The following is a 22,122-nucleotide window of genomic DNA, read 5'->3' as shown; positions in this document are numbered from 1 at the left end:
CTGAGCACAAAACTCAGTGGGATTTTTATTGGGTGGTAGGCGATCGCCTAGATATTGATACTTTGGGGAATTAGCGATGGTAAAAGGTATTCGTATTCAGGGCGATCACGATTGCGTTTGTGAATAATACCTTCAATCTCTTTTAGGCGTGCTTGGAATTGTTTGAGTGCCCCTTGAATCTTGAAGTCGGTGAAATGCTTGGCATCATATTGACCAAGCTCAGTAAAATGTGCAGAACCTAATAAGTGACAGAGTTTGAGCTGTTCCTGAGCTTGGGACATCGGTGGTAATAAATCGAGATAGTCTTGCTCTGTGGTGTGTTCCCCGAGATTATCAAGGGGTGAGTAACCTGCTGTGGGCATACCAGGGGCGAAGCTCATAAGATTTTTTTGAGGGAAATTTACTGCTGCATGTTGCGCGCTCACCGTAAAAATGATGAGTGTCACTGCTTCGATAAGATACTCAAGAGTTTGGATGCCACCATCTTCCCCAAATTCCACCACACGACCGCCATCTTCGGAGATTAATTCTTTTACCCAAGCTTGGATCGCCTGATCTCTCCGCACTGCTGCATCATTCGCATAGTAGGTTTTGAGATAACTTTGCACCCAATTATTAATGGCATCCCAAATTAATAGAGCATCGTCACGATACGGATAAATAGGTAATCCCTCAGTATCATCAACGCCTCTGGCTGCCAATTGTTTGCGTAGCATGGCACTGTTAAAGCCATAGGTTTGTACGCCCAAGATGGCGAATAAACGGGCGTTATCGATAGTGGCAGAGAGGATTTTATTGACGCCACCGCCTTTCGCAATGAGTTTAGCTTGGGCTGAGTCGTTAATGGCCAGCATCCCAAAAAAATGAGGTTTAAGTAGTTTAAAGAGGGGATGGCTCTCTGGTAGTTGTCGATGGGTGGCGATCGCAAAGGGCCCCATAAACAAGTGGGTGCGAGCTAGATGGGTGACCGCTTCATGGAAATTGGCATCAGCAATCTGCACTGCCGTTTTCGCACAGAGCCATGCATATTTATTAGATTTGGGAGTCAGAATAGGGTTTTGTTTAGGGACTTGACCTAACTGAATGGCTACAGGCATTAAATTTCGTTTGACTGCATCAGCTTTGGGCACAGCGAAGAGTGCTAATGGTGCATAGAGATATTTCTGAGCCACAGGAAAATCTCCCTCTATTGCCCCATCGAGGATGGCATAGTCGCACAAATATAAACGACCTTCTGAGCGTGCTGCGGCTAAAGAATCTTCTTCTCCCATAACCGCTTGGTAATGGGCTTCTGTGACTGGGAAACGGGGATCTGGCTCGGTGATTTTCTGGAGCATTACAGCATTCGGTCCAGCAACGCGCATATAGGCGAAGGTTTCGTCTTCCTGATAGGTGTAGGCAATATCGGGCAGATCGATTTCTGTGAATAGCGTTTCAAATTCTTTGATTGATGAAAAGCGACCTTTGGGGGCATCTTCGGTCAACTTTTGCATAACATTGGCCGCAAAGTCCTCTAAAAATTTGCGACTCATGCTTTCGATCATCTCTTTCATCAAATCTTCGACATCGACGATTTGTGTGGTGATCTTGCCCCAAATTAATCTGGGTAAAAATTTGGCGCCTTGCAGGAGAATCCCCACTTTTGAAAAGCCTTTTTGTTCGGCGAGGGTTTGTTTAAAGGTACTAATCAAAAAAGCGCGAACGTCGTCTGCTGCCCCTGCTTCTCCTTGATCGCCATAATTCAAAATGATTTTGTTGACAAGGAGCTGGAAGCCAACTTTACCCACCGTCATTTTCCAAGAGGTAGACCATTGCTCTTCTTCAGGCAGGCTGTCGACCATCGCCAATGGGGGCATATACCGATAGTTGTATTGGTATTTTTCCTGTTTGTCGCTGAGGTTTTGGCTACTAGATGGGGAGGTCGCGGTCATCATTTTACCCAATGGAATACAGCTTTTTAGCCAAAGTATAGTGAGGGGATTTTTGCGCAAGTCTAAGTTTTACAAGACTGCAACAATGTTTGTTTTTCCTACACATTGATTTTGATTTATTGGTTTGAACAGACTCATTTCTGGGCGATCGCCGATTCATCTTCTCTTTGTTTAAAACTGGCATCGTTGCCCCTGTCCCGTATAATCAAACCTTGGAAAAATATTTAACAACAGAAGTAATACTGAAGGGGTTGGTAATGGGTAAAACTGCGTGGGTCTTTCCGGGTCAAGGTTCTCAGGCTGTAGGCATGGGCGCTGATTTAGCTGAGCATCCGATTGCGCAGGCGAAGTTTGCTGAGGCAGAGGAAATTTTAGGTTGGTCTGTTTTGGAGAAATGCCAAGGTGATAAGACGGAGCTCTCTCGCACACTCTATACGCAACCTTGTTTGTATGTTGTTGAAGCAATTTTGTGTGACCTTTACCGTGAGAAAGCCAGTGATGTTGCTTTTGTTGCGGGCCATAGCCTTGGTGAATATGTGGCGCTCTATGCAGCAGGTGTTTATGATTTTGCAGCAGGTTTAAAGCTGGTTCAAAAGCGGGCACAACTGATGGATCAGGCTTCTGGTGGCAAGATGGCAGCGATGATGAGATTTAATCGTGAAGAACTAACCGCCAAAATCGAAGCGACAGAGGGTGTAACTCTCGCGAACGATAATAGTGAACAACAGATTGTTATTTCTGGTACACCTGAAGCTGTAGATGAGGTGATGAATAACGTCAAAGCTAAGCGGGCGATCGCCTTAAATGTTTCTGGCGCGTTCCACTCTCCATTTATGGCTGAGGCTTCCAAGCAATTTGATGAAGTGCTCGATACCGTTGAATTTAGTGATGCTCAGATTCCGGTATTGTCTAACGTTGATCCAAATCCTGAAACCGAAGCAGATGCATTAAAATCTCGTCTCGAAAAGCAAATGACAGGGTCTGTCCGTTGGCTTGAAATTATGAATACACTCAATAATCAAGAGGTTTCTGATGCGATTGAAATTGGCCCTGGCAAAGTACTCACAGGTTTGATGAAGCGTACTTGTAAGGGCATGGCACTCCAAAATATCGATACGCTCGAAAAGATTGCTTAGGGTTTAGCGGCGATCGCCCACTCAATTTTTTCCAACAAAAACTCCCTTAAATTGACCCAGTTTGGGTGTCTAAGGGAGTTTTTGATTGATTTTGTCTGACTTGTTAGACCTTAAGAGCTGACCTTAGCCCAAACTTGCGATGCCATCCGCATACAGTTTACGAGCATAGTCTGTCCATGTGCCCTGACCCCAATAGCGGAAACAGCTAGTTTCTACGAGCATCAAGTACAACAAAGAACGCTGATAAGCTTCTGTTTTCGTGATGCTAGGATCTTCCGCAACGAGACGATCATACTTTTCGTGGAATTTCGCACTGAGTTCGTTCATTGGCTCAAGGACATTTTCGTAACCCTTAACCCAGCTCAAATCATTGGTCCAAGACGCACCATCCATGTGGAACTGATGATCATTGGCGTTTAGATCGGCGATCGCCGCTTCAACTTTTTCAGTAGTCGTGGAAGCTGGATCAACAACATTCCAAATTTTCACTTGACCTACCGCCTGACAAACCGGATAATCCGCTTCCGTAATTCCCTTCGCATCAAGGAGCTCTAGGTATTCTGTGCCATTGAAACCAACAACATTGCCTTCGTTTTTGATTTCATGCCAAGCAGGGTTGTAGCCACCAGGAAATTCATTCATCATCACGCCACCATTTTCACCATCGGCGATTTGGCTCACGAGACAAGGTACTTCTTGACCACCCAATTGCTGACGACCACGGCTCTTGGCTTCGTAGTAAGGCTGCATCTGAGCAACAAGCTTTGTATCAGAACCTTGGGTTTTAATCAAAGCTGTAATACTAATTTCTTCACCACGGGAATTCCGCGCGACCAAACGATTCGGCAGATACTTTTCATCCTGAGTCAACTCAGAACCATCAAGATGTTCTACCGAAGCTTCTTGCACTAAAAGCCAACGATAACCACACTCTTTGAGTGCTTTAACGTATTCATAGAGAGCATCGGGGTGGTTGGGGAGGTGCATTTCTGGAGGAGAAAAACCCTTCACACGCTTCAGTGCTTCTACACCGAAAATCTCAGCAAAATAATGTTGCCAAGCTTGGATTTGTAGCTTGAGGTCAGGAATCGGTGTTGAAGTTGCTACAGCGTGGCTCCACATTGTGCCGAGCCATTCGACATAAGGTTGATAAGTCGTGTCAGTAGTCAGTTTTTTGAGATTATTGAGAACATCATCTCGGCCCATTTGCTTCAGACCCCACAGCAAATTGCCGGAATAGTCGAGCATAATTCGAGGGCTACAACCTGCTGCTACAAGCTCGGGAATAAATTCACCCATGCGGCTGTAACACCAAGCAAAGACAGTGGCATTGTGGTTATCACCATCGTGGGGATTTTCCATCATGTGCTGGAGATTGCAAATGAGGGAGCCATTTTCTCCTGCGGGAATGGTGGGCTGGTGCATATGGAGTGCACAGGCAAAACCCGCTTGCAGTTGATCCAAATTTAGATCGCTGCGGTCTGCAAAAATCTTTTCATCGTGGTTTACGATGTCAGCAATTTCTTGCTCTTGCCCGCAAATGTGGGGCAGGGTTGTAGATGTGGAGGAGATTGTCGCAACCATGTTTAAGTTCCTTCGTTTTTCTATGGTTCTACGATTTTCGAGGATAGATAAACTAAGCCAAAAATGTCGTGTATTTTACATCGACTTAATGTTATCTCAAGAATTCGATTGATTGGTTTAAGTTTTGGTACGCTCTGTTACCATTTGCTCATCTTATTAATACTCGATCTTTGCTATGAAAAAAGAGCCCCATTCAGAGGCTCCCAAATTAATATTTATTTTTTCGATATTGGTGGCGATCGCCTTCTAATTTCTCTGTTAGAAATTACCATTTGAGGAGATTAAACTGCTCCATGTCGATGGTGTTGCGGTTTCGGTAGATGGCGAGGATAATCGCAAGACCGACAGCAGCTTCAGCGGCGGCGACGGTTAGGACAAAAACTGTAAAGACTTGACCTTTAATTTCGCCAGGATCGAGGAAATTGGAGAAGCCCATAAAGTTCAGGTTTACAGAGTTCAGCAACAATTCGATCGACATCAACACCCGTACCGCGTTTCGACTAGTCACCAAGCCATAGATACCGATACAAAACAGGGCTGCTGCGAGAACAAGAATATATTCGAGTTGAATTTGCATGGAAATTTACGTTTTTATGCTTGAATGTCTAGTTTTGTTCAGGGTTATTTGCCGAAGCGAGTTCACGGGGACGCTCAGGGAGGGTTAAGCCAGTGCTACCACCGTCATCTGTCTCAGAGATTTCGGGGATGATGTCACGGCGGGCAAGGATAATGGCACCCACCATCGCGATAAGAAGCAACACAGAGGCTAACTCAAAGGGCAGCAAGAAATCACTAAAGAAATGTTTGGCGATCGCTACAACCGAGTTGCCGATTTCAGCTGGGGAAATGGTCGATAGCTTCCACGGTGTAATCAAAACCATGGTGCCGAGTAGGGCAAAAAGGCCAAAACAAACTAGAGCTGTTGCACCTTGGCGTAACCAACGACGAGGTACTTGGCTAAAGTCTTCTTGCTTATTCACCAGCATGATGGCAAACAAAATCAGTACGTTAATCGCACCAACATAGATAAGGATTTGCGCTGCTGCCACAAAATCAGCATTGAGTAGGATATAAAATCCCGAAATGCTCATGAATACGCCACCTAATAAAAAGGCAGAGTAAACAATATTGTTCAAGAGGACGACCCCAAGAGCAGATGCCACCATCATGACCGCGAGGATGATGAAGGATACGATTTGAACGCCTTCTGCTAAATTCACTTTTTGCTTAAACTCCTAACCAATAAAAATAAATTCTTATAAAAAAGTACAGGGCGATCGCCTAGTTATCTTTCTCTTTCGGCTGCTTAGCCTTGAGCCGTTCCACAATATCTTCAGGATGTTCTCCTGCCCGTTGAGCACCTTTCGGTAAATCATGGGGATCCATCACACCCTTAGGCAAATAAGCAAGTTCGCGCATCGGTGTGACCATCGGATCTTGAGTGACTTTGTAAGGTAAACGTCCTAACGCCACACTGTCATAATTTAATTCGTGACGATCATAAGTTGCCAACTCGTACTCTTCCGTCATCGAGAGACAGTTAGTTGGGCAATATTCAACACAATTACCGCAGAAAATACAAACGCCAAAGTCGATACTGTAGTGTTTAAGGACTTTTTTCTTCGCTGCCTTATTAAATTCCCAATCTACGATAGGAAGATTAATCGGACAAACCCGTACACAGACTTCACAGGCGATACACTTATCGAATTCGTAATGGATTCTGCCGCGAAAACGTTCTGACGGAATCAATTTTTCGTAAGGATACTGAACTGTGATCGGACGGCGACGCATGTGATCAAACGTTACCGAAAGACCTTGACCGATATACTTTGCAGCTTGGGCCGCTTCTTTGGCGTAGTCACCAACTTGTTTGAGGATTTTAAACATGGGTTCTAAAGGCTCAAGTTAAAAAGTTAACAGGATAAATTAGCCACCGAAGGCAACGGGAAAAGCGAGTTTGAGAGCCGCAGTAAGCAGCAGATTCACAAGAGCGACAGGAAGTAAAAATTTCCAGCCAAAGTTGAGAAGTTGGTCAATTCGTACACGAGGCAATGTCCAACGCAATAAGAGTGCGATAAAAACTAGTGCATAGGCTTTAACCAAAGTCATGATGATGCCGAGAGATGCAGTGATCACCTGTAACCAACCTGTTTCAGGGGAAACACCCAACCAACCAGCAAGACGATCAAGGGGAATGGGGAACTCCCAACCACCAAGATAAAGGATAGAAACAATGAGCGCGGAAAGGACAAGGTTTACATAGGAGCCAACGTAGAATAGGCCAAATTTCATGCCAGCATATTCTGTTTGATAACCTGCAACCAATTCTTCCTCTGCTTCAGGAAGGTCAAATGGAAGACGCTCACATTCCGCAAGAGCTGCAATCCAGAAAATTAGGAAGCCAATGGGTTGCCGCCAAATATTCCAGCCGAGAATACCGTAACCAGATTGTTGTTCGACAATATCGATAGTGCTTAGACTGTTCGACATCATGACGACTGCCAATACAGCTAATGCTAAGGGGATTTCATAACTAATCGATTGTGCTGCTGCTCGCAGACCACCAAGGAGAGAATATTTATTGTTCGAAGAATAGCCCGACATTAAAAGACCAATCGGAGCAATACTCGACAGAGAAATCCAAAGGAAAATCCCGACATTTAAGTCCGTAATGACAAGATTTTGTCCGAAGGGAACGATGAGATAGGACAAAAAGACTGGAACAACCACCAAAGCAGGCCCCAGTGTAAACAGCCATGGATCTGTTTTGGCAGGAATAATATCCTCTTTAAATACCAATTTGAGACCGTCGGCGACGGGCTGAAGCACACCCAAAGGCCCTGCATATTCTGGCCCAATACGTTGCTGCGCTGCTGCGGAGACTTTTCTTTCTAGCCAAACAACGACCAGTACACCGACAGTCGCGCCAATAATCATCAGCAACAACGGCAATGGCAACCAAATCGTTTTGGCGATTTCGTGGGGTAATCCCAAAGATTGCAGCGTTTCAATAAAGCTACCTTGGAGGTCGATTCCTGAATTCATGTCGGTTTATCTATCCTGCACAACTATTTTCGACGATAGGCATCGAAAATAAGCGTTTTAGAAAATTTACGTTATCGAATTAGTATATCGTTGTTCCGCTCGGTACATCCCCTTCTGTAGAACAGTCCTAGGATTTGATTGGGTATTCTAATAAATAGGTGATGATCTCAGGGTTTGATCAAAAAGCTCCAAACTTATCAGGATTCACTGCATCTTATGTCGGAAATATTAGAGACGTGGGGCGATCGCCAATCTATAAAAGACAGATATGTATCACTGGACTATCACGGTATGCATCACTGAATAATCCCAGCGATTAGAAAAAAATAAAGGTATTCCTCGTCTACCGGAAACTTTTTCTTCTCATTTGTCATCTTGAAATGTACTGCCACTGGCACATGAAATTTCGTAGCATGAATACTTTTTTGCGCAACAATTATCTCGTGAGCTTAATGAAGCCCCTTTCTCCCTTAAACTTCTCCGTTGGTCTAACAGCTTTATTTGTGGCCTTGGCGGCTCCAGTGCAAGCTGCTTGTCTGCCCAACACCAATGATTTCGAATTTGTGCCCAGCGGTACCACTCAACAAGTTTCCGACGAGTATCCGCGTATATTTTGGCGGTTACAAAATCATCAAGCTGAAAATTTGCAAATTAGCGTGACAGATGAAACAGATCGCGAACTGTACTTTTGGGATTACAAGCTGAGCCAAAGTGCTAGTGAAAGTGACAATCAAGATATTGATCTGATGTCTGTTCAGCCTTCCCCTAAAGTTGCTGCGTTTCCAATGAATGTTGGTTCAATTCAGAATTGGCAACTCACTCTGATCTGTGATTATGGCGATCGCTCTCAAGATATTGTGATCCGCCAACAAATTGAGCGCGTTGCTACTAATGAGCTATTGGAAAACTCGATTAAATCATTGAGCGCTCCAGAGAAAATCGAAGTCTATCTTGTTCAGGGTTTGATTAATCAAGCATTAACCGAGTTTATGAACTTAAGACATAGTCAACCCTCAGAATTGGTCGAATCTACATCAACTGTTAACAATAGCTGGCTGGATTTCCAGAGGAAAGCGGGCATAATAGAATCACAATGATCAGGCCCGATGCACTACTTACACAGACGCAACTATGAGTAACAAATATTCTCCATTATCCAGTGCAATGCATACTTTCCTAAAGGCTTCAGCTCTAGCCTCTATCGCTTTTTGCACAACTATCGCGAATGTTTCGGCGCAAAGTATTCCAAAGGTTTGGGAAAGCGAAAAATACCAACCTCCTTTTGGTTTACAGTCTCCCGGCAACTTGTCCCAAGGTGGTACTCGTTCTGGTTCAGACGCGATTGCAACTCAGAGGTTTATTCCTCTAGTACCGCAAAATAATAACTTTGGTGTGACCACGGAAGCATACCCTAGCATTCTCGTTTATGTGTCTAACTACGTTGAAGAAGCGAATGTAGACACATTAGAATTTTTGCTCTTGGATGATGAAGGGAATGAAGTTTATCGGGCAAGATTTGCTGTTGAGCTAACCGATCAGCTCTTACGTATTGAATTACCGAAGTATGCGGGTTTAGCGCCTCTAGAGGAAGGTCAAGATTACCTCTGGTTATTGGAAGGCTTTACTCAGGACTTTACGTTATCTGAAACTTTATTTACACATGGCTGGATTCGTCGGGTACCCCAGACTGACACTCTCGCCCAAAGTCTAGAAGCAAGTTCTTCTGCCGAAGATGTCGCTAATGCTTATATTAATGAGCAGATTTGGTACGATGCGATCGCCAAATTGGAAGAAGGTTTTGATGGCAACAGTGCATCTGGCCAGAACATCACAGCACAGTGGGATGCTCTACTCAACGCTGCTGGTGTCAGTGAGATTGCTCTAGAAACAGAAGCTGTCGTTACAAAATAGTTGGCTCTCAAATTGCAATTAAGCTGGCTAAATTAAATAAATTAGTGCACTAATGACAACTGACAGCAAATTGCTGCTTTCTATGGCTAAATGCCCAATCATGATTGGGCATTTTTTTAGGGACAAGTTTTCTCGCAAACCTACAGAAATGATCCGCAAGATTTATCGCAGAAAATTCTCTAAGGCTGTGTTTTATTAGTCGTTAATTTGAAATAAGAATGTGACTTTATCTCCTTTCCCAAGGGCAATGCGATCGCCGGACCGGAGTCGGTGACGGTTGCCAGCTGGTAGAGGAGCATGGTTGACATAAGTGCCATTAGAGCTACCTGTATCTTCGATGTAATAGAGTCCATTCTCGATGCGGAGATCCGCATGAACCCGTGAGACAACTTCAGAATGGGGAAAGCCGGAAACATCGATATCTGGCGGTACCACTTCGTTCGGTTTTCCAATATGGACCACGGTTCGGCCATTGGGAATATCGATAGGGATATTGGTTTGGACATGCATCAGGACAATAGCTGGTGCGGCTTGAATTTCGGTTGCCATACCTGCCGATTGTGGCGAGCTTGCCGCTTCTTTTGTTGCTGCAACTGTTGGCTGAAGCTGGAGGGTTACCTCCGTTTCTTCGTCCTCACCTTCGATCTCGAACTCTTGGGCGATTGCCGGAGGTGCCGGAACCTGTGTTGCAGGAACCGCTGGAGGAGTCGGTAAAGGTGCTGAGGGATTGTTGGCTTTTAAATTAAAACCACACTGACCACAAAACGTCGCGTCGCCTTGAACCGAAGCATTACATTGCGGGCAAGTTCTTGCGGCTGTTGAGATTGGTTGCTCTGCTTCAAGGGGGGTATAGCAAGCTTCACACTGGACTGCGCCATCAGGGTTTTGGTGATTACAGTTGGGACAAGTGGCCATAACAACGGTTTCAACGGGTAAATGTATCGACAGCACCTTAATGCTCTATAGATTTTAGAGTGAAGACTCTGAATCTTGAGCTTATCGCTTTTTATTGTAGAACTATTATCTGGATTTCATGGCGTAGATTGCGCCATCCGGGGATAATTTCTCGCCAGCTGCGGCATCCAGCAGCCACCAGAGGCGGCCTTCCTTGGGTTGAATAAATTTGCTGGGATAATCTTTCGGGTCACAATCTTCGTGAAAGACTTGCTGGAGAGCATCTTGTTTATTCGCGCCAGCCACCAGAAAAATGATGTTGTGAGAGGCGTTAATAGTCGGCAGAGTCAAGGTAATGCGGGAATCTTCTTGTTTCTGCCCAACCGCTACAAGGCGATCGCCGACATCAAGAGCCGCCGTTTGGGGAAATAGAGAAGCCGTATGGCCGTCATCGCCCATGCCAAGAAACATCAAATCAAACCCTACGTTGTCTTGGCTACCGAAAAAATCTTGTAGAGTCTGCTCATAGGTCGCCGCATCTGTGGCGGGATCGGCACCTGTCGGCATCGGAAAAATATTTTGAGCGGGAATTGGACATTGATTTAACCAGGCTTCCCGTGCCATTTTTTCATTGCTATCGGGATGGTCAGCGGGGACATATCGTTCGTCTCCCCAGAAAATATAAATGTTGTTCCAATCTAAATTTTGAGCAGCAAGCTTTTCATATAAGGGTTTGGGAGTACTGCCACCAGCCAAAGCGATACTACATTTACCGCGTTTGGCGATCGCCTCTTGAATGCAATTGACCGAAATTTTTAGCGCTCGCTTAACTAATTCAGACTTATCATCCAAGATTTCTAGGAATTTTGTCATAAACTTTACAGAAGGCGAATTATGCCACCTAAAATAGCTTTACTACATTTTAGTGACGCCTCTCTTAAACCCACATCCACTGATACATAAAGTATGAATAGTGCTCGTCTTGCTCGGTTTACTGCCCTCAGCCTGAAAATCCTTGGGGGTGTCCTCATTCTTTCCGCGCTTGTGGACTATATTCTGGCCGCTTTCCCGCTAATGCCGTTGGAGGATGCGTGGCAGATTGGGTTTACAACTCAATTAGTCGATCGTGGTTTAACGCCAATGATCGGTATTGTGGCCTTACTGCTCAGTATTTGGGTTGAAGTAAGCGCAGGTAAAGCGAAAAAGATTAAGCCAGCTGTTACTGATGTGCGGTTTTTGAGCTTGATTTTGTCGTTGGTATTGGGAGTGATTTTCTTTTTACTCGTGCCTTTGCATCTCGATAATCTCCAAGAAATTCGTGACCAAGCGATTTCCCAAATTGAACAGCAAACGCAACAGCAAGAGCAACAGGTTCAAACGCAGTTTAATCAGCTCCAAGCTTTAGCTCAGAGCCCTGAAGCGAAACAACAGCTTGATGAGCAAATTCGGGCTATTGATGAGGCGATCGCCAGTGGACAGGTTCCTGCTGAACAGCTCGGCGTGATTGAGGCACAAAAACAAGAACTGCTTAATTACCAACGCTTTGCCAACGATCCAGAATCTTTGAACGCGAGATTAGAAGAATTACGCAGTGAAGTTGAACAACGCCGTGATGAACAGCAAAAACAGGCAGAAAACCGTGTTTTAAAAGAAGCTTTTCAAATCGGTATACGCAGTCTTCTACTCGGCATTGGCTATGTGTTACTCGGTTGGGTCGGTGTACAACATACGTTGGGCGATCGCCCTCGAGAAGATGACGCACCAGCACCTGACTATGCAATTCCTACAGAATCATCTTCAGAAGCCGTTCCTCCCGCTGAATCAGAGACGTCTATTTCTCCTGAAGAAGACGAATAATTAGTTTGATTGAAGATCGAGCTGTGGTTGCAAACAATGGATGTCTTCCTCAAAAATTTACGCAATTGATCCCCAAAAGTTGTCAGGGAGCCTAAAAAATCCAGTAAAATAGAATACGTCAATTACTGCTTAATATTTTGTTACTATCTGCTCGCTGTCTCTAGTGAAACTGTGTAATTCGCAACTTCCAATCTTCAATCATTCCGTCTCTATTCCTCTCACACTGACCTACCCACCGTGCTAGAACGTCTAAAGCAAGACCTAAAAAACGACTTGATTGCCGGGCTTTTAGTGGTGATTCCCCTTGCCACAACGATTTGGCTCACGATTACTATCGCAGCTTGGGTGATCAATTTTCTGACACAGATCCCCAAGCAAATTAATCCCTTTGATGGTCTGGAGCCCATTCTCACCAATGTGCTCAATATTTCTGTGGGTATTACAGTGCCGTTGACCTTTATTTTGGTCACTGGTTTGATGGCGCGTAATATTGCGGGTCGTTGGTTGCTAGATCTGGGGGAGCAAATCCTACAAGGTATTCCCCTTGCGGGCGCAATTTATAAAACCCTTAAACAAATCCTAGAAACACTCCTTCAGGATTCGAAAAGTCGATTTCGCCGGGTCGTAATGGTGGAATATCCACGCCAAGGGGTTTGGACCTTAGGATTTGTGACAGGAGCCGTAACGCCACAAATGCAGACCCATGTGAGTGAGTCTCTATTAAGCGTTTTTATTCCGACAACACCAAATCCGACTTCTGGTTGGTATGCAATGGTGCCAGAGGATGATGTGATTAATGTTTCAATGTCGATTGAGGATGCGTTTAAGGTTTTAATTTCTGGTGGTATCGTAAGTCCAGAAGATAAAGAGAAGGAAGAAGATAAGCCGAAAGAACGACGGGCACTTCGTGGAGGGATTCCGATTAATATTCCCCGCCGTAACAAAAACACAGACGTCGTCGAAGACACTGACGACATGCCCTTAAATAGTGACATGCCTTTAAACATGGTTCCTGTTGAAGAAGAGTTGTAGGATTTTCTAAATCGCCTGATTCTAAGCTTTGCTTTGAGCATTCACGAAAATATCGTAGTATTTAGGTTTTGACCATTTATGCCTGCTAGAAAACAACCCCGAAGTGTTGCCCGCGAAATCGCTCTACTCAGCCTTAGTCAGGTTAAAGGGAAGGCAGAGAAACTTGAACAGCTGGAATTAGATCAATTGATGCTGGCGGCGGTTCGTACTCTGGGTAGTGAAATTCACGATATTTTAGAAACTGCTGCAGGCGAAGTGACTCGTGCTGAGGATCAGCTACTCAAAAGTGAAACTCAAGCGATTAGTCTCCAAAGTGCTCGCACAATGACTCAAGAATCTCTTGAGCTAGCGCGTAAAGCAATTAATCGTCTGGGTCATGTGGTGGAATTGCCAGAGTTTTTACAATTGACTAGGCAAAGCGAAGTTCGTACTTATGCCTTGGATTTGATTGGGACAGTCCGTCGTCGCCATGAGGATATCCAAAAGATTGTGTCGGAATCCCTTGTCGATTGGCAATATCATCGGTTACCGCGTATTGATCGCGATATCTTACGCATTGCAGTTGCAGAAATTATGTTCCTCGACATTCCTTATAAGGTTGCAATTAATGAGGCTGTCGAGTTAGCAAAACGATATTCGGATGAAGATGGTCATCGGTTTATTAATGGTGTATTACGACGCATCACAGATAAGTTGAGAGCACAAGAACAGGTTTAGCTTTAGCCTGAAATATCGCAAGTTAAAGTCTCAATAAACAGAACAACAGAAAAGGCGATCGCCTCTGACTTACTTTTCAAGTAGATGATGATCGCCTTTGTGTTATTAACTTGTACTTGTAAAAGCTTCCTCTACCTTAAGAAGCTGGTGCTAAGGCCATTTGTTAGACAGCAACTAAATAGAACAATCTGTTCAGGAGTGATTGATGCGTTAACGCCTTGTGACCCGATTATTGCGTTGACACCGCTGCCAATCGCGACACCCGCAACCAAGCTCACAATACCGATTAAGAGAGAGCGACCAAAACGATTTTCCTTGCGATAGAGCAAGTAAACATTGACGACTAGGAGCACTGTCAAGATAGTGGACGCTAAACTGGCATCTAGCAATAAACTACCGATGGCGATCGCCGCATTGATGCCGAGAGCAAGATTTAGCTCCTGAGGTTCCGGTGTATCCCGGAGATCGCTCACCCAACTCGGTAAAGAAGAAGTATCAATACCTTTTGGACGCTCCAAAACCTTTTTTTGGGACTCAGCAAAGCGAATCTGCTCTGGCACCTCCAGCTTACCTTCCTGTCGCTGACGGAGCCTGTCCATAATAATTGCGTCATAGGCGGCCTCCAACTGTTCTACAACAATTGTGTCTTCCTGATGCTGTTTACTGAGTTTCTGCTTGGCAGCTTGAATTTCTTCAAACGAAGCAGACTCTGCAAGCCCAAGGGTTTTATAGGGGTTTTGTTCGCTCATTCTCCTCCTCCTGTGAGCATGCGAAAGATGTTTTAGCCAGCTTCTCGCAGCTTTAACAAATGATGATTAAATTCAATCGATTACCTATTATGTCCATTTTTTGAACCGCTTTGTATCGATCCACAGCAGGAAATTTAAGATCTTCTCCAAGAAGACCATAAACTTCCACTATGTCGATAGTGTGCGACCGAAATTTCTTGAGGACTTTAAACAAAATGTTACCCATTGAGAATCTCGTCGTACACTAGAATTATCCAAACTTTCACATTTATTTTTCAGAAACCTGATAAGAGCCTATGGCCGCTGCCAGAATCCTAGTTGTCGACGATGATCCTGCAATCTTGAACTTGATTGTACGTTTTCTCAGTCAAAAAAATTATGAAATGGAGTCAGCGGCGGATGGAAAGTCAGCTTGGGCAACGTTTCAATCTTTTAAGCCTGACCTTGTAATTCTCGACGTGAACTTACCTGATATTTTGGGCTACGCTCTCTGTGCCCAAATGCAAGAACATCAGGATGTTTATATCTTGATGCTCACAAGTCGAACGGACGCCTCTGATAAAATCCGTGGCTTTTCCCAAGGGGCGGATGACTACCTTACAAAGCCTTTTGACATTTTGGAATTAGAGTACCGAGTTGGGGCGATCTTACGTCGCCAACGGATTGCACCTGCGGCACAAAATAATTCTGATAGCTTAGATTTCGCGAACTTGGTTATTGATCCAGTACGCCGTCAGGTGAAGGTGAGCAGTGAAGAGGTTCATCTAACTGCTTTAGAATTTGATCTGCTTTATTTTCTCGCGAAAAATGCGAATAAGGTTTGGCGCCGTTCTGAATTGATTCAGGAAGTGTGGGGCTACGATTATGTTGGTGATCAGCGGGTTGTGGACGTACACATTGGCCAAATTCGCCGCAAGCTAGAAAGTACCCCTCACAAACAGGCCACCATTAAAACGGTGCGGGGTGTGGGCTATGTATTTGATGTGCAGGCTGATGATGAGGTTTAAGGTCTAGATCTGGGCGATCGCCTACAGGTTAAAGACAATATCACCCTATGGGGAAGACCCTTGCTAGTAGAAATAATGTGCCAAAATAAAGAACTCTGGCCTTTGGTATGGGTTCATCCAAATATCCGTTTATTTGTTGATTCTCTATGAGCGACGTCTCGCAAACCCTTCAATTACCGAGTCTCGAAAGTGCGATCGCCCTGTCCGGCAGTAAGGAAGTAAACCTTGCCTTTTTCTCACGCCACACCGGCACACAAGTTGTCTTGAGAGGTCAATCCCTTGATATTCGCGGACAAGAAAAAGCAGTTAAGCGTTGGGTAGTGGTGCACTAGTAATGGTTGTGGAAGAATAGGGGCAAGATTAAACGTCAAGTCTCACCGTGCTCACTTGCCCTCAATGTCAGTCTCCCAGCACCATTAAATATGGTCACACCCATTCGGGAAAGCAGCGCTATCGTTGCCATGAATGTGGTCGCCAGTTTGTGGAACATCCTGCCCACCCTCCCATTGCAACTGACACTCGTCAATTGATTGACCGTCTCCTATTAGAACGTCTCTCTCTCGCTGGTATCACTCGTGCCACAGGGGTCTCTCTGCGCTGGCTACAGTACTATGTCAATGCCAAATTAGAGACTGTGCCTCACGAGTTACCTGTGACTCAAAAAAAAGAGGGCAACTGACCATCGAAATGGATGAATTGTGGTCTTTTGTCGGTAGTAAAGGTGAGAAAGCATGGATTTGGCTGGCTCTTGACCGAGACACCCGAGAGGTGGTGGGATATGCCATCGGAGACCGTAGTCAAAAGACTGCGAAACAATTATGGGATTCTCTGCCTCCTGTGTATCGTCAGCGTGCGCTGGTCTACACCGATTATTGGGATGCCTATGGCTGTGTCTTACCGAGTAAACGTCATCGAGTTGTGGGCAAGGAGACTGGACAAACAAATCATATTGAGAGATTCAACAACACTCTACGTCAGAGAACGTCCCGCTTAGTCCGTCAGGCACTTTCCTTCTCGAAGAAGTGGGAAAACCACATTGGAGCAGTGGTCTATTTTCTCAGACACTATAATCTCTCTCTTCAGTTATGACCATTACTTGTGCATCACTACCAAGCGTTGTCTACGAGCTATTTCTTTTTTGCAACCCTATTGGGAAGTTGGCCAAGCTATTTCTCAGCCCGATATTTTGACAGCTTTTCAGGCGATCGATACCAATAAACAAGACGAGTATCGCGATCTCCAGCAACATACCCTCGCAAAAACCCGCCGTGGCGAATTTATTCGAGCCAAAACATTTCGTCAACGACAGTATGTTAAGGCGATCCAGAAATACGACATTACCTTCGGCATCGGCCCGGCTGGGACTGGAAAAACATTTTTGGCTGCTGTTTTGGCCGTCCAAGCCTTGCTTAACGATGATGTTGAGCGACTGATTTTAACCCGACCTGCCGTTGAAGCTGGGGAAAAATTAGGATTTTTACCCGGAGATCTCCAGCAAAAAGTGAATCCTTTTTTACGGCCACTGTATGATGCGCTCTACCAATTCATTGACCCACTCAGACTGCCCGAGTTGATGGAAAAAGGTCGAATTGAGATTGCTCCCCTTGCCTATATGCGTGGACGCACCCTGAGCAATTCTTTCGTAATTGTTGATGAAGCACAGAATACAACCCCAGCTCAGTTGAAGATGGTACTGACGCGTCTAGGGTTCGGCTCTAAAATGGTGGTGACAGGAGACATTACACAAACAGATCTCCCCACACACCAATCATCCGGTCTTGTTGTGAGTAGTAAGATCCTCAAATCTGTAGAAGGGATTGGCTTTTGCTATCTAACGGAAGCGGATGTCGTTCGCCATCCCTTGGTACAAAAAATTGTTGGTGCTTATGAGTCCTTTGAAAATCGTTCTTCATCGAAGCCTGTTCCCTCATCTCGCCGCTCGTAGGTTGTATTTATGATTCGTTTTCTTTTTCTCTGTAATTTTTAACCCAAGACGTTTCTACTCGTAAGTAACCACTAACTCACTGTTCCCATGACCACGATTCTCATTATTGAAGACGACGATATTGTCCGCAAGCTCGTTCGAAAAATTCTGACTCAGGAAGGCTATAAAGTCATGGAGGCTAGCGATGGTAATAGTGGCACAAAGTTAGCGCAAGAAAATCAACCAGATTTGATTGTTTGTGACATTATGATGCCTCAGCTGAATGGCTATCAGGTGTTAGAGCTATTGCAGTGTAATCAAGAGACAGAAGCGATTCCGTTTATTTTCTTGACGGCAAAGGCAGAAAAGCAATATATGCGTCAGGGGATGCAGTTGGGGGCTGATGATTATTTAACGAAACCTTTTACCAAGAATGAATTACTAGGGGCGGTATCGGCTCGACTCACAAAATATTCATCTCTTAAACAGCGTTATGCCGGTAGTCCGGGAAAGGATGTTGACGCGCAGTTGAGCCAAAGGACTAATCGTGATGCGTTAACAAATTTACCGACGCAGTTGGCGCTGAGGGATTTATTTAATCAAATTGTTCAAGCTAGTGCGAAGTCGTCGAAAAACAAGTCTGGAGATGGCCCAAAGACTCCGAGTGTCTTACCTGTTTTTTGTATCAGTTTGGATCGGTTTCAGCGGGTAATTGCAACGCTTGGTTATGAGTCTGCAACGGCACTTTTTCAGGCGATCGCCCAACGAATCAAAGATATCGTCAGTACCCAGGGCGTTGTGGTTCGATTAAGCGGGGATGATTTTTGCGCCATTCTCAAGGCTGTTGATAATAAACAGTCAATCCTGAATTTTGCGCAGGAATTAATTGATTCGTTTAAAGAGCCATTTACCCTAGAAGACCAAAAGATTTTTGTGGGTATTAGCGTTGGTATTGCGATTTATCCCAGGGATAATTTAGATATTCGTGACTTGCTCCAAAATGCGAACAAAGCAATGCTCAAGTCTCGTCAAAAAGGTGGTAACCAATATCAGCTCTTTACTGCGGCTTTTAATGTTGGTAAATCAAATTTAATTACTCTCGAAACGGATTTACGGTATGCGATCCAACGAGAAGAAATCGAAGTGCATTACCAGCCGAAAATGGATTTGCAAACAGGTAAGATTAAAGGCTCGGAAGCTCTCCTGCGTTGGTATCATCCAGAGCGAGGAGCTGTTCCTCCTAATCAATTTCTTCCCCTTGCGGAAGAAATTGGCTTAATTGAAGAAATTGGTGAGTTTGTTTTAAATCAGTCTTGTCGTCAGTTGAAAATTTGGCAAAATACAGGTCTTAATACCTTTCAGATGTCAGTGAATCTATCTGCACGTCAGTTTAATCAGCTCAACCTACACCAGCGTTTAAGCCGTATTTTGATTGATAATAGTATTGAGCCTGAACATTTAGAATTGGAGCTCACTGAGAGTACGTTAGTGCAGAATGCTGAGGTGGCAGTGCGTCGCCTCAAAGCTTTGAAAACATTGGGTGTGGCGATCGCGATCGATGATTTTGGGACAGGGTATTCTTCATTGAGTTATCTACAGCAGTTTCCGTTTGATGTTTTAAAAATTGATCGCTCTTTTGTGAAAAATATCCATCTGAATAAGGCGAATTCCGCGATTATTACTGCGATTATTACGATGGCTCATCAGTTGGGCTTGAAAGTGATTGCGGAAGGTGTGGAAAGCCAAGAAGAGCTAGATTTCTTGAAAAAGCATGATTGTGACGCGATTCAAGGATTTTTGTTTAGTTATGCGGTGAGTGCAAAAGAGTTTTCGAGTTCGCCTTTTATGAGTAATGATTTCCAGAGTGATTTGATTTAATAGATTAGGTCTAAAGATTTCTTGGAAAGGCGATGCAAGTAACTCAAGCGGAACTCGATTTTTGGCGATCGCCGCTACAGATTGGTGATGTTACTTTTCGGAGTCGGGTCTTGCAAGCGCCTTTGTCGGGAGTGACGGATTTGGTGTTTCGGCGATTGGTTCGTCGGTATGCACCGCAGTCGATGATGTATACGGAAATGGTGAATGCGAAGGAAATTCATCATTTGGCGGAGTTGCCACGCCTGATGGAACTGGATGCTAATGAACATCCGGTGAGTATCCAGTTATTCGATTGTCGTCCGGATTTTATGGGGGAAGCAGCTCAAAAAGCGGTGGCGGAAGGGGCGCAAACTATTGACATCAATATGGGCTGTCCAGTCAATAAGATTACGAAAAAAGGGGGAGGTAGTTCTCTATTACGGCAACCTGAAGTGGCAGTGGAGATTGTCAAAGCTGTTGTCGAAGCAGTGGATATTCCGGTGACAGTGAAAACACGCATCGGTTGGAAAGATGATGAGATTACAATTCTCGATTTTGCGCGACGGTTAGAGGATGCGGGCGCAATGATGTTGACAGTTCACGGTCGCACGCGAGAACAAGGTTACAAAGGCATAGCTAAATGGGAATGGATTCGCAAGGTGAAGGAGGCTTTATCGATTCCAGTGATTGCGAATGGGGATATTTTTTCGGTGGATGCGGCGATCGCCTGTTTACGAGAAACAAAAGCTGATGGGGTGATGTGTTCGCGGGGGACGTTGGGTTATCCGTTTTTGGTGGGAGAAATTGAGCACTTTTTGCGGACAGGAGAAAAGTTGCCGCAACCGACGGCCATTGAAATGATGCAATGCGCGAAAGAGCACTTGGATGGTCTCTGGGAATACAAAGGTCAAAAGGGCATTTTTCAGTCGCGGAAACATCTCACTTGGTATTGCAAAGGCTTTCCTGGGGCAGCGGAATTGCGGGATAAACTCACCAAAATTAATAGCACCACCGAAGGTCATGCCTTGCTCGATGGTGCCATTGAAAAGTTATTGGCAAAGGACGAAGAATTGCGTGTGGCCGCCCCAACAAATTCCGTTATTTAAGATTTGATTTTTTTAACTTTACTGTGATGATTAGCTTTTCAATCAAAAATTTTAGCAACTACACCGACCCCCACTGTTCGACTACCTTCATGGATAGCAAAGTGTAGACCTTCATCCATAGCAATCGGAGCGATCAGCTCTACAATCATTTTGATATTGTCACCCGGTAATACCATCTCTACCCCTTCTGGTAATTCAATATTTCCAGTAACATCCACGGTTCGGAAGTAGAACTGAGGACGATATCCCTTAAAAAACGGAGTATGACGACCACCTTCGTCTTTACTTAGCATGTATACTTCTGCTTCAAACTTAGTATGAGGTGTAATCGATCCCGGTGCAGCCAGGACTTGCCCCCGTTCTACTTCGTCTCTTTTTGTTCCACGAAGCAAAGCCCCAATATTTTCTCCTGCTTGACCTTCATGAAGAAGCCTACGGAATCTCTCAATCTCAGTACATGTGGTACTCACCGTTTCTTTTATGCCAACAATTGCGACTTCATCTCCTACAGTGAGAATACCTTGCTCAATACAACCTGTTACAAAAGTCCCTCGGCCTTGAACAGAAAATACGTTTTCAATAGGCATTAAGAAGGGTTGATCAATAGCTTGTACTGCTTCAGAAATGTAAGTATCTAGAACTTCAGCAAGCTCAACAATTTTCGCTTCCCATTGTTCTTCACCGTGGAGAGCACCTAATGCCGAACCTCGGATAACTGGTAAATCATCACCAGGGAAACCATACTCAGTTAGTAATTTCCTAACTTCCATTTCCACTAATTCTAAAAGCTCTTCCTCTTCTACCATGTCACATTTATTTATGAAAACGATGATAGATGGGACACTCGCTTGGCGACATAGCCGAATTTGCTCACGGGTCTCGGGCATTAGGTCTTCTGCGGCAGAAACTACTAAAATACGAGCATCTGGGACTGCGCCGACAATTATGCTTTGGACGTAGTCAGTATGTGTTGGGTGATCTGTCTGACTATAGCGGCGAGTTGAGGTTTCATATTCCACATGGGAAGTCGCGATTTTGAGACCCATTACCTCTTCTGTTTGTGCATTATTGATAGAACGAAATTCATAAGGTTTTCCACCATGTAATTTAGCCAATACAGTTGTAAGGGCCGCTGTTAGTGTCGTTTTCCCGTGGTTAACATGGCCAATTGTTCCTACATTGATGTAAGGTTTCATTATTTACAATCCTCTTTCATAAACAAAACATAGTGATTGTTGCCTTTCGCAAGAATGAGCAATAATCATTTCTTTGGGGATTCTATTTGATAATTTGGACTTTGTAAGTTTAAAAAAAATCAAGATAAATATTTTGGAATGTATTACTTAAAAAAATAAGCTGACGAATTTTT

At 44.5% G+C, this 22,122-nt stretch carries 21 protein-coding genes and 1 pseudogene; 12 read left to right on the top strand and 10 right to left on the bottom strand.

Annotated elements, in window-relative coordinates; genetic code table 11:
• Positions 1-47 precede the first annotated feature (47 nt).
• Complete coding sequence (locus tag LEPTO7376_RS05085) at positions 48-1,934, bottom strand: lipoxygenase family protein (RefSeq protein WP_264308983.1); 1,887 nt, start codon at positions 1,932-1,934, stop codon at positions 48-50.
• Positions 1,935-2,188: 254 nt separating this feature from the next.
• Between LEPTO7376_RS05085 and fabD the strand changes: the two genes are divergently transcribed.
• A complete protein-coding gene (fabD, locus tag LEPTO7376_RS05080; protein ID WP_015133150.1) occupies positions 2,189-3,067 on the top strand; it encodes an ACP S-malonyltransferase in 879 nt (292 codons plus the stop codon).
• 123 nt (positions 3,068-3,190) lie between these two features.
• Here the strand turns inward: fabD and LEPTO7376_RS05075 are convergent, their stop codons facing one another.
• The 5 genes from LEPTO7376_RS05075 to nuoH all read right to left on the bottom strand — a co-directional run bounded on the left by LEPTO7376_RS05075 (position 3,191) and on the right by nuoH (position 7,699).
• On the bottom strand, positions 3,191-4,651 hold the full coding sequence (locus tag LEPTO7376_RS05075) for a hypothetical protein (RefSeq protein ID WP_015133149.1): 1,461 nt from the start codon (positions 4,649-4,651) through the stop codon (positions 3,191-3,193).
• A gap of 265 nt (positions 4,652-4,916) precedes the next feature.
• Complete coding sequence (gene nuoK / locus LEPTO7376_RS05065) at positions 4,917-5,222, bottom strand: NADH-quinone oxidoreductase subunit NuoK (protein WP_198158715.1); 306 nt, start codon at positions 5,220-5,222, stop codon at positions 4,917-4,919.
• 34 nt (positions 5,223-5,256) lie between these two features.
• On the bottom strand, positions 5,257-5,871 hold the full coding sequence (locus tag LEPTO7376_RS05060; RefSeq protein ID WP_015133148.1) for an NADH-quinone oxidoreductase subunit J: 615 nt from the start codon (positions 5,869-5,871) through the stop codon (positions 5,257-5,259).
• Between the two features lie 61 nt (positions 5,872-5,932).
• Positions 5,933-6,541, bottom strand: a complete 609-nt coding sequence (gene ndhI / locus LEPTO7376_RS05055; protein ID WP_015133147.1) for an NAD(P)H-quinone oxidoreductase subunit I — start codon at positions 6,539-6,541, stop codon at positions 5,933-5,935.
• Between the two features lie 39 nt (positions 6,542-6,580).
• Entirely contained in the window at positions 6,581-7,699 is a 1,119-nt protein-coding gene (nuoH, locus tag LEPTO7376_RS05050) for an NADH-quinone oxidoreductase subunit NuoH (RefSeq protein ID WP_015133146.1), read from the bottom strand.
• Between the two features lie 413 nt (positions 7,700-8,112).
• Between nuoH and LEPTO7376_RS05045 the strand changes: the two genes are divergently transcribed.
• Positions 8,113-8,796: a DUF928 domain-containing protein gene (locus LEPTO7376_RS05045; protein WP_160148383.1), complete on the top strand. Its 684-nt coding sequence runs from the start codon at positions 8,113-8,115 to the stop codon at positions 8,794-8,796.
• A gap of 34 nt (positions 8,797-8,830) precedes the next feature.
• Positions 8,831-9,610 (top strand): DUF928 domain-containing protein, encoded by a 780-nt coding sequence (locus tag LEPTO7376_RS05040; RefSeq protein ID WP_015133144.1) that lies wholly within the window; start codon positions 8,831-8,833, stop codon positions 9,608-9,610.
• A 195-nt stretch (positions 9,611-9,805) separates the two neighbouring features.
• Here the strand turns inward: LEPTO7376_RS05040 and LEPTO7376_RS05035 are convergent, their stop codons facing one another.
• Both LEPTO7376_RS05035 and pgl read right to left on the bottom strand, forming a co-directional pair.
• A complete protein-coding gene (locus LEPTO7376_RS05035; RefSeq protein ID WP_015133143.1) occupies positions 9,806-10,525 on the bottom strand; it encodes an FHA domain-containing protein in 720 nt (239 codons plus the stop codon).
• A 105-nt stretch (positions 10,526-10,630) separates the two neighbouring features.
• Entirely contained in the window at positions 10,631-11,377 is a 747-nt protein-coding gene (pgl, locus tag LEPTO7376_RS05030; RefSeq protein WP_015133142.1) for a 6-phosphogluconolactonase, read from the bottom strand.
• Positions 11,378-11,470: 93 nt separating this feature from the next.
• On the opposite strand from pgl, the gene LEPTO7376_RS05025 reads away from it, so the two are divergent.
• From LEPTO7376_RS05025 to nusB, 3 genes are all read left to right on the top strand, one after another.
• Positions 11,471-12,361: an HpsJ family protein gene (locus LEPTO7376_RS05025; RefSeq protein WP_015133141.1), complete on the top strand. Its 891-nt coding sequence runs from the start codon at positions 11,471-11,473 to the stop codon at positions 12,359-12,361.
• 237 nt (positions 12,362-12,598) lie between these two features.
• Positions 12,599-13,393: a DUF502 domain-containing protein gene (locus tag LEPTO7376_RS05020; protein WP_015133140.1), complete on the top strand. Its 795-nt coding sequence runs from the start codon at positions 12,599-12,601 to the stop codon at positions 13,391-13,393.
• Between the two features lie 78 nt (positions 13,394-13,471).
• The gene (gene nusB / locus LEPTO7376_RS05015) at positions 13,472-14,110 is read left to right on the top strand and encodes a transcription antitermination factor NusB (protein ID WP_015133139.1); all 639 of its coding nucleotides are present in this window, start codon (positions 13,472-13,474) and stop codon (positions 14,108-14,110) included.
• Between the two features lie 131 nt (positions 14,111-14,241).
• On the opposite strand, the gene LEPTO7376_RS05010 is transcribed toward nusB, so the two are convergent.
• Positions 14,242-14,859 (bottom strand): CPP1-like family protein, encoded by a 618-nt coding sequence (locus LEPTO7376_RS05010; RefSeq protein WP_015133138.1) that lies wholly within the window; start codon positions 14,857-14,859, stop codon positions 14,242-14,244.
• Positions 14,860-15,155: 296 nt separating this feature from the next.
• Between LEPTO7376_RS05010 and LEPTO7376_RS05005 the strand changes: the two genes are divergently transcribed.
• The 6 genes and pseudogenes from LEPTO7376_RS05005 (at position 15,156) to dusB (ending at position 20,753) form a co-directional block, all read left to right on the top strand.
• Complete coding sequence (locus tag LEPTO7376_RS05005; protein ID WP_015133136.1) at positions 15,156-15,866, top strand: response regulator transcription factor; 711 nt, start codon at positions 15,156-15,158, stop codon at positions 15,864-15,866.
• Positions 15,867-16,012: 146 nt separating this feature from the next.
• The gene (locus LEPTO7376_RS05000; RefSeq protein ID WP_041763165.1) at positions 16,013-16,198 is read left to right on the top strand and encodes a hypothetical protein; all 186 of its coding nucleotides are present in this window, start codon (positions 16,013-16,015) and stop codon (positions 16,196-16,198) included.
• A gap of 47 nt (positions 16,199-16,245) precedes the next feature.
• A protein-coding gene (locus LEPTO7376_RS24435) for an IS1 family transposase (RefSeq protein ID WP_225901176.1) occupies positions 16,246-16,955 on the top strand; the annotation gives its coding sequence in 2 pieces (ribosomal slippage) (positions 16,246-16,525 and positions 16,525-16,955; 711 coding nt in all).
• 46 nt (positions 16,956-17,001) lie between these two features.
• Positions 17,002-17,811, top strand: a pseudogene (locus LEPTO7376_RS04985) (PhoH family protein); the annotation flags it as partial.
• 87 nt (positions 17,812-17,898) lie between these two features.
• The gene (locus tag LEPTO7376_RS04980; RefSeq protein WP_015133134.1) at positions 17,899-19,668 is read left to right on the top strand and encodes an EAL domain-containing protein; all 1,770 of its coding nucleotides are present in this window, start codon (positions 17,899-17,901) and stop codon (positions 19,666-19,668) included.
• 32 nt (positions 19,669-19,700) lie between these two features.
• A complete protein-coding gene (dusB, locus tag LEPTO7376_RS04975; protein WP_015133133.1) occupies positions 19,701-20,753 on the top strand; it encodes a tRNA dihydrouridine synthase DusB in 1,053 nt (350 codons plus the stop codon).
• Between the two features lie 38 nt (positions 20,754-20,791).
• Here dusB and tuf read toward each other — a convergent pair whose 3' ends face one another.
• Positions 20,792-21,949, bottom strand: a complete 1,158-nt coding sequence (gene tuf, locus LEPTO7376_RS04970) for an elongation factor Tu (RefSeq protein WP_015133132.1) — start codon at positions 21,947-21,949, stop codon at positions 20,792-20,794.
• Positions 21,950-22,122 lie beyond the last annotated feature (173 nt).

It is taken from the genome of [Leptolyngbya] sp. PCC 7376 (assembly GCF_000316605.1).
GTDB lineage: Bacteria > Cyanobacteriota > Cyanobacteriia > Cyanobacteriales > MRBY01 > MRBY01.
The sequence above is the reverse complement of the archived record's forward strand: the minus strand, read 5'-3'. Positions and strand labels throughout refer to the sequence as shown.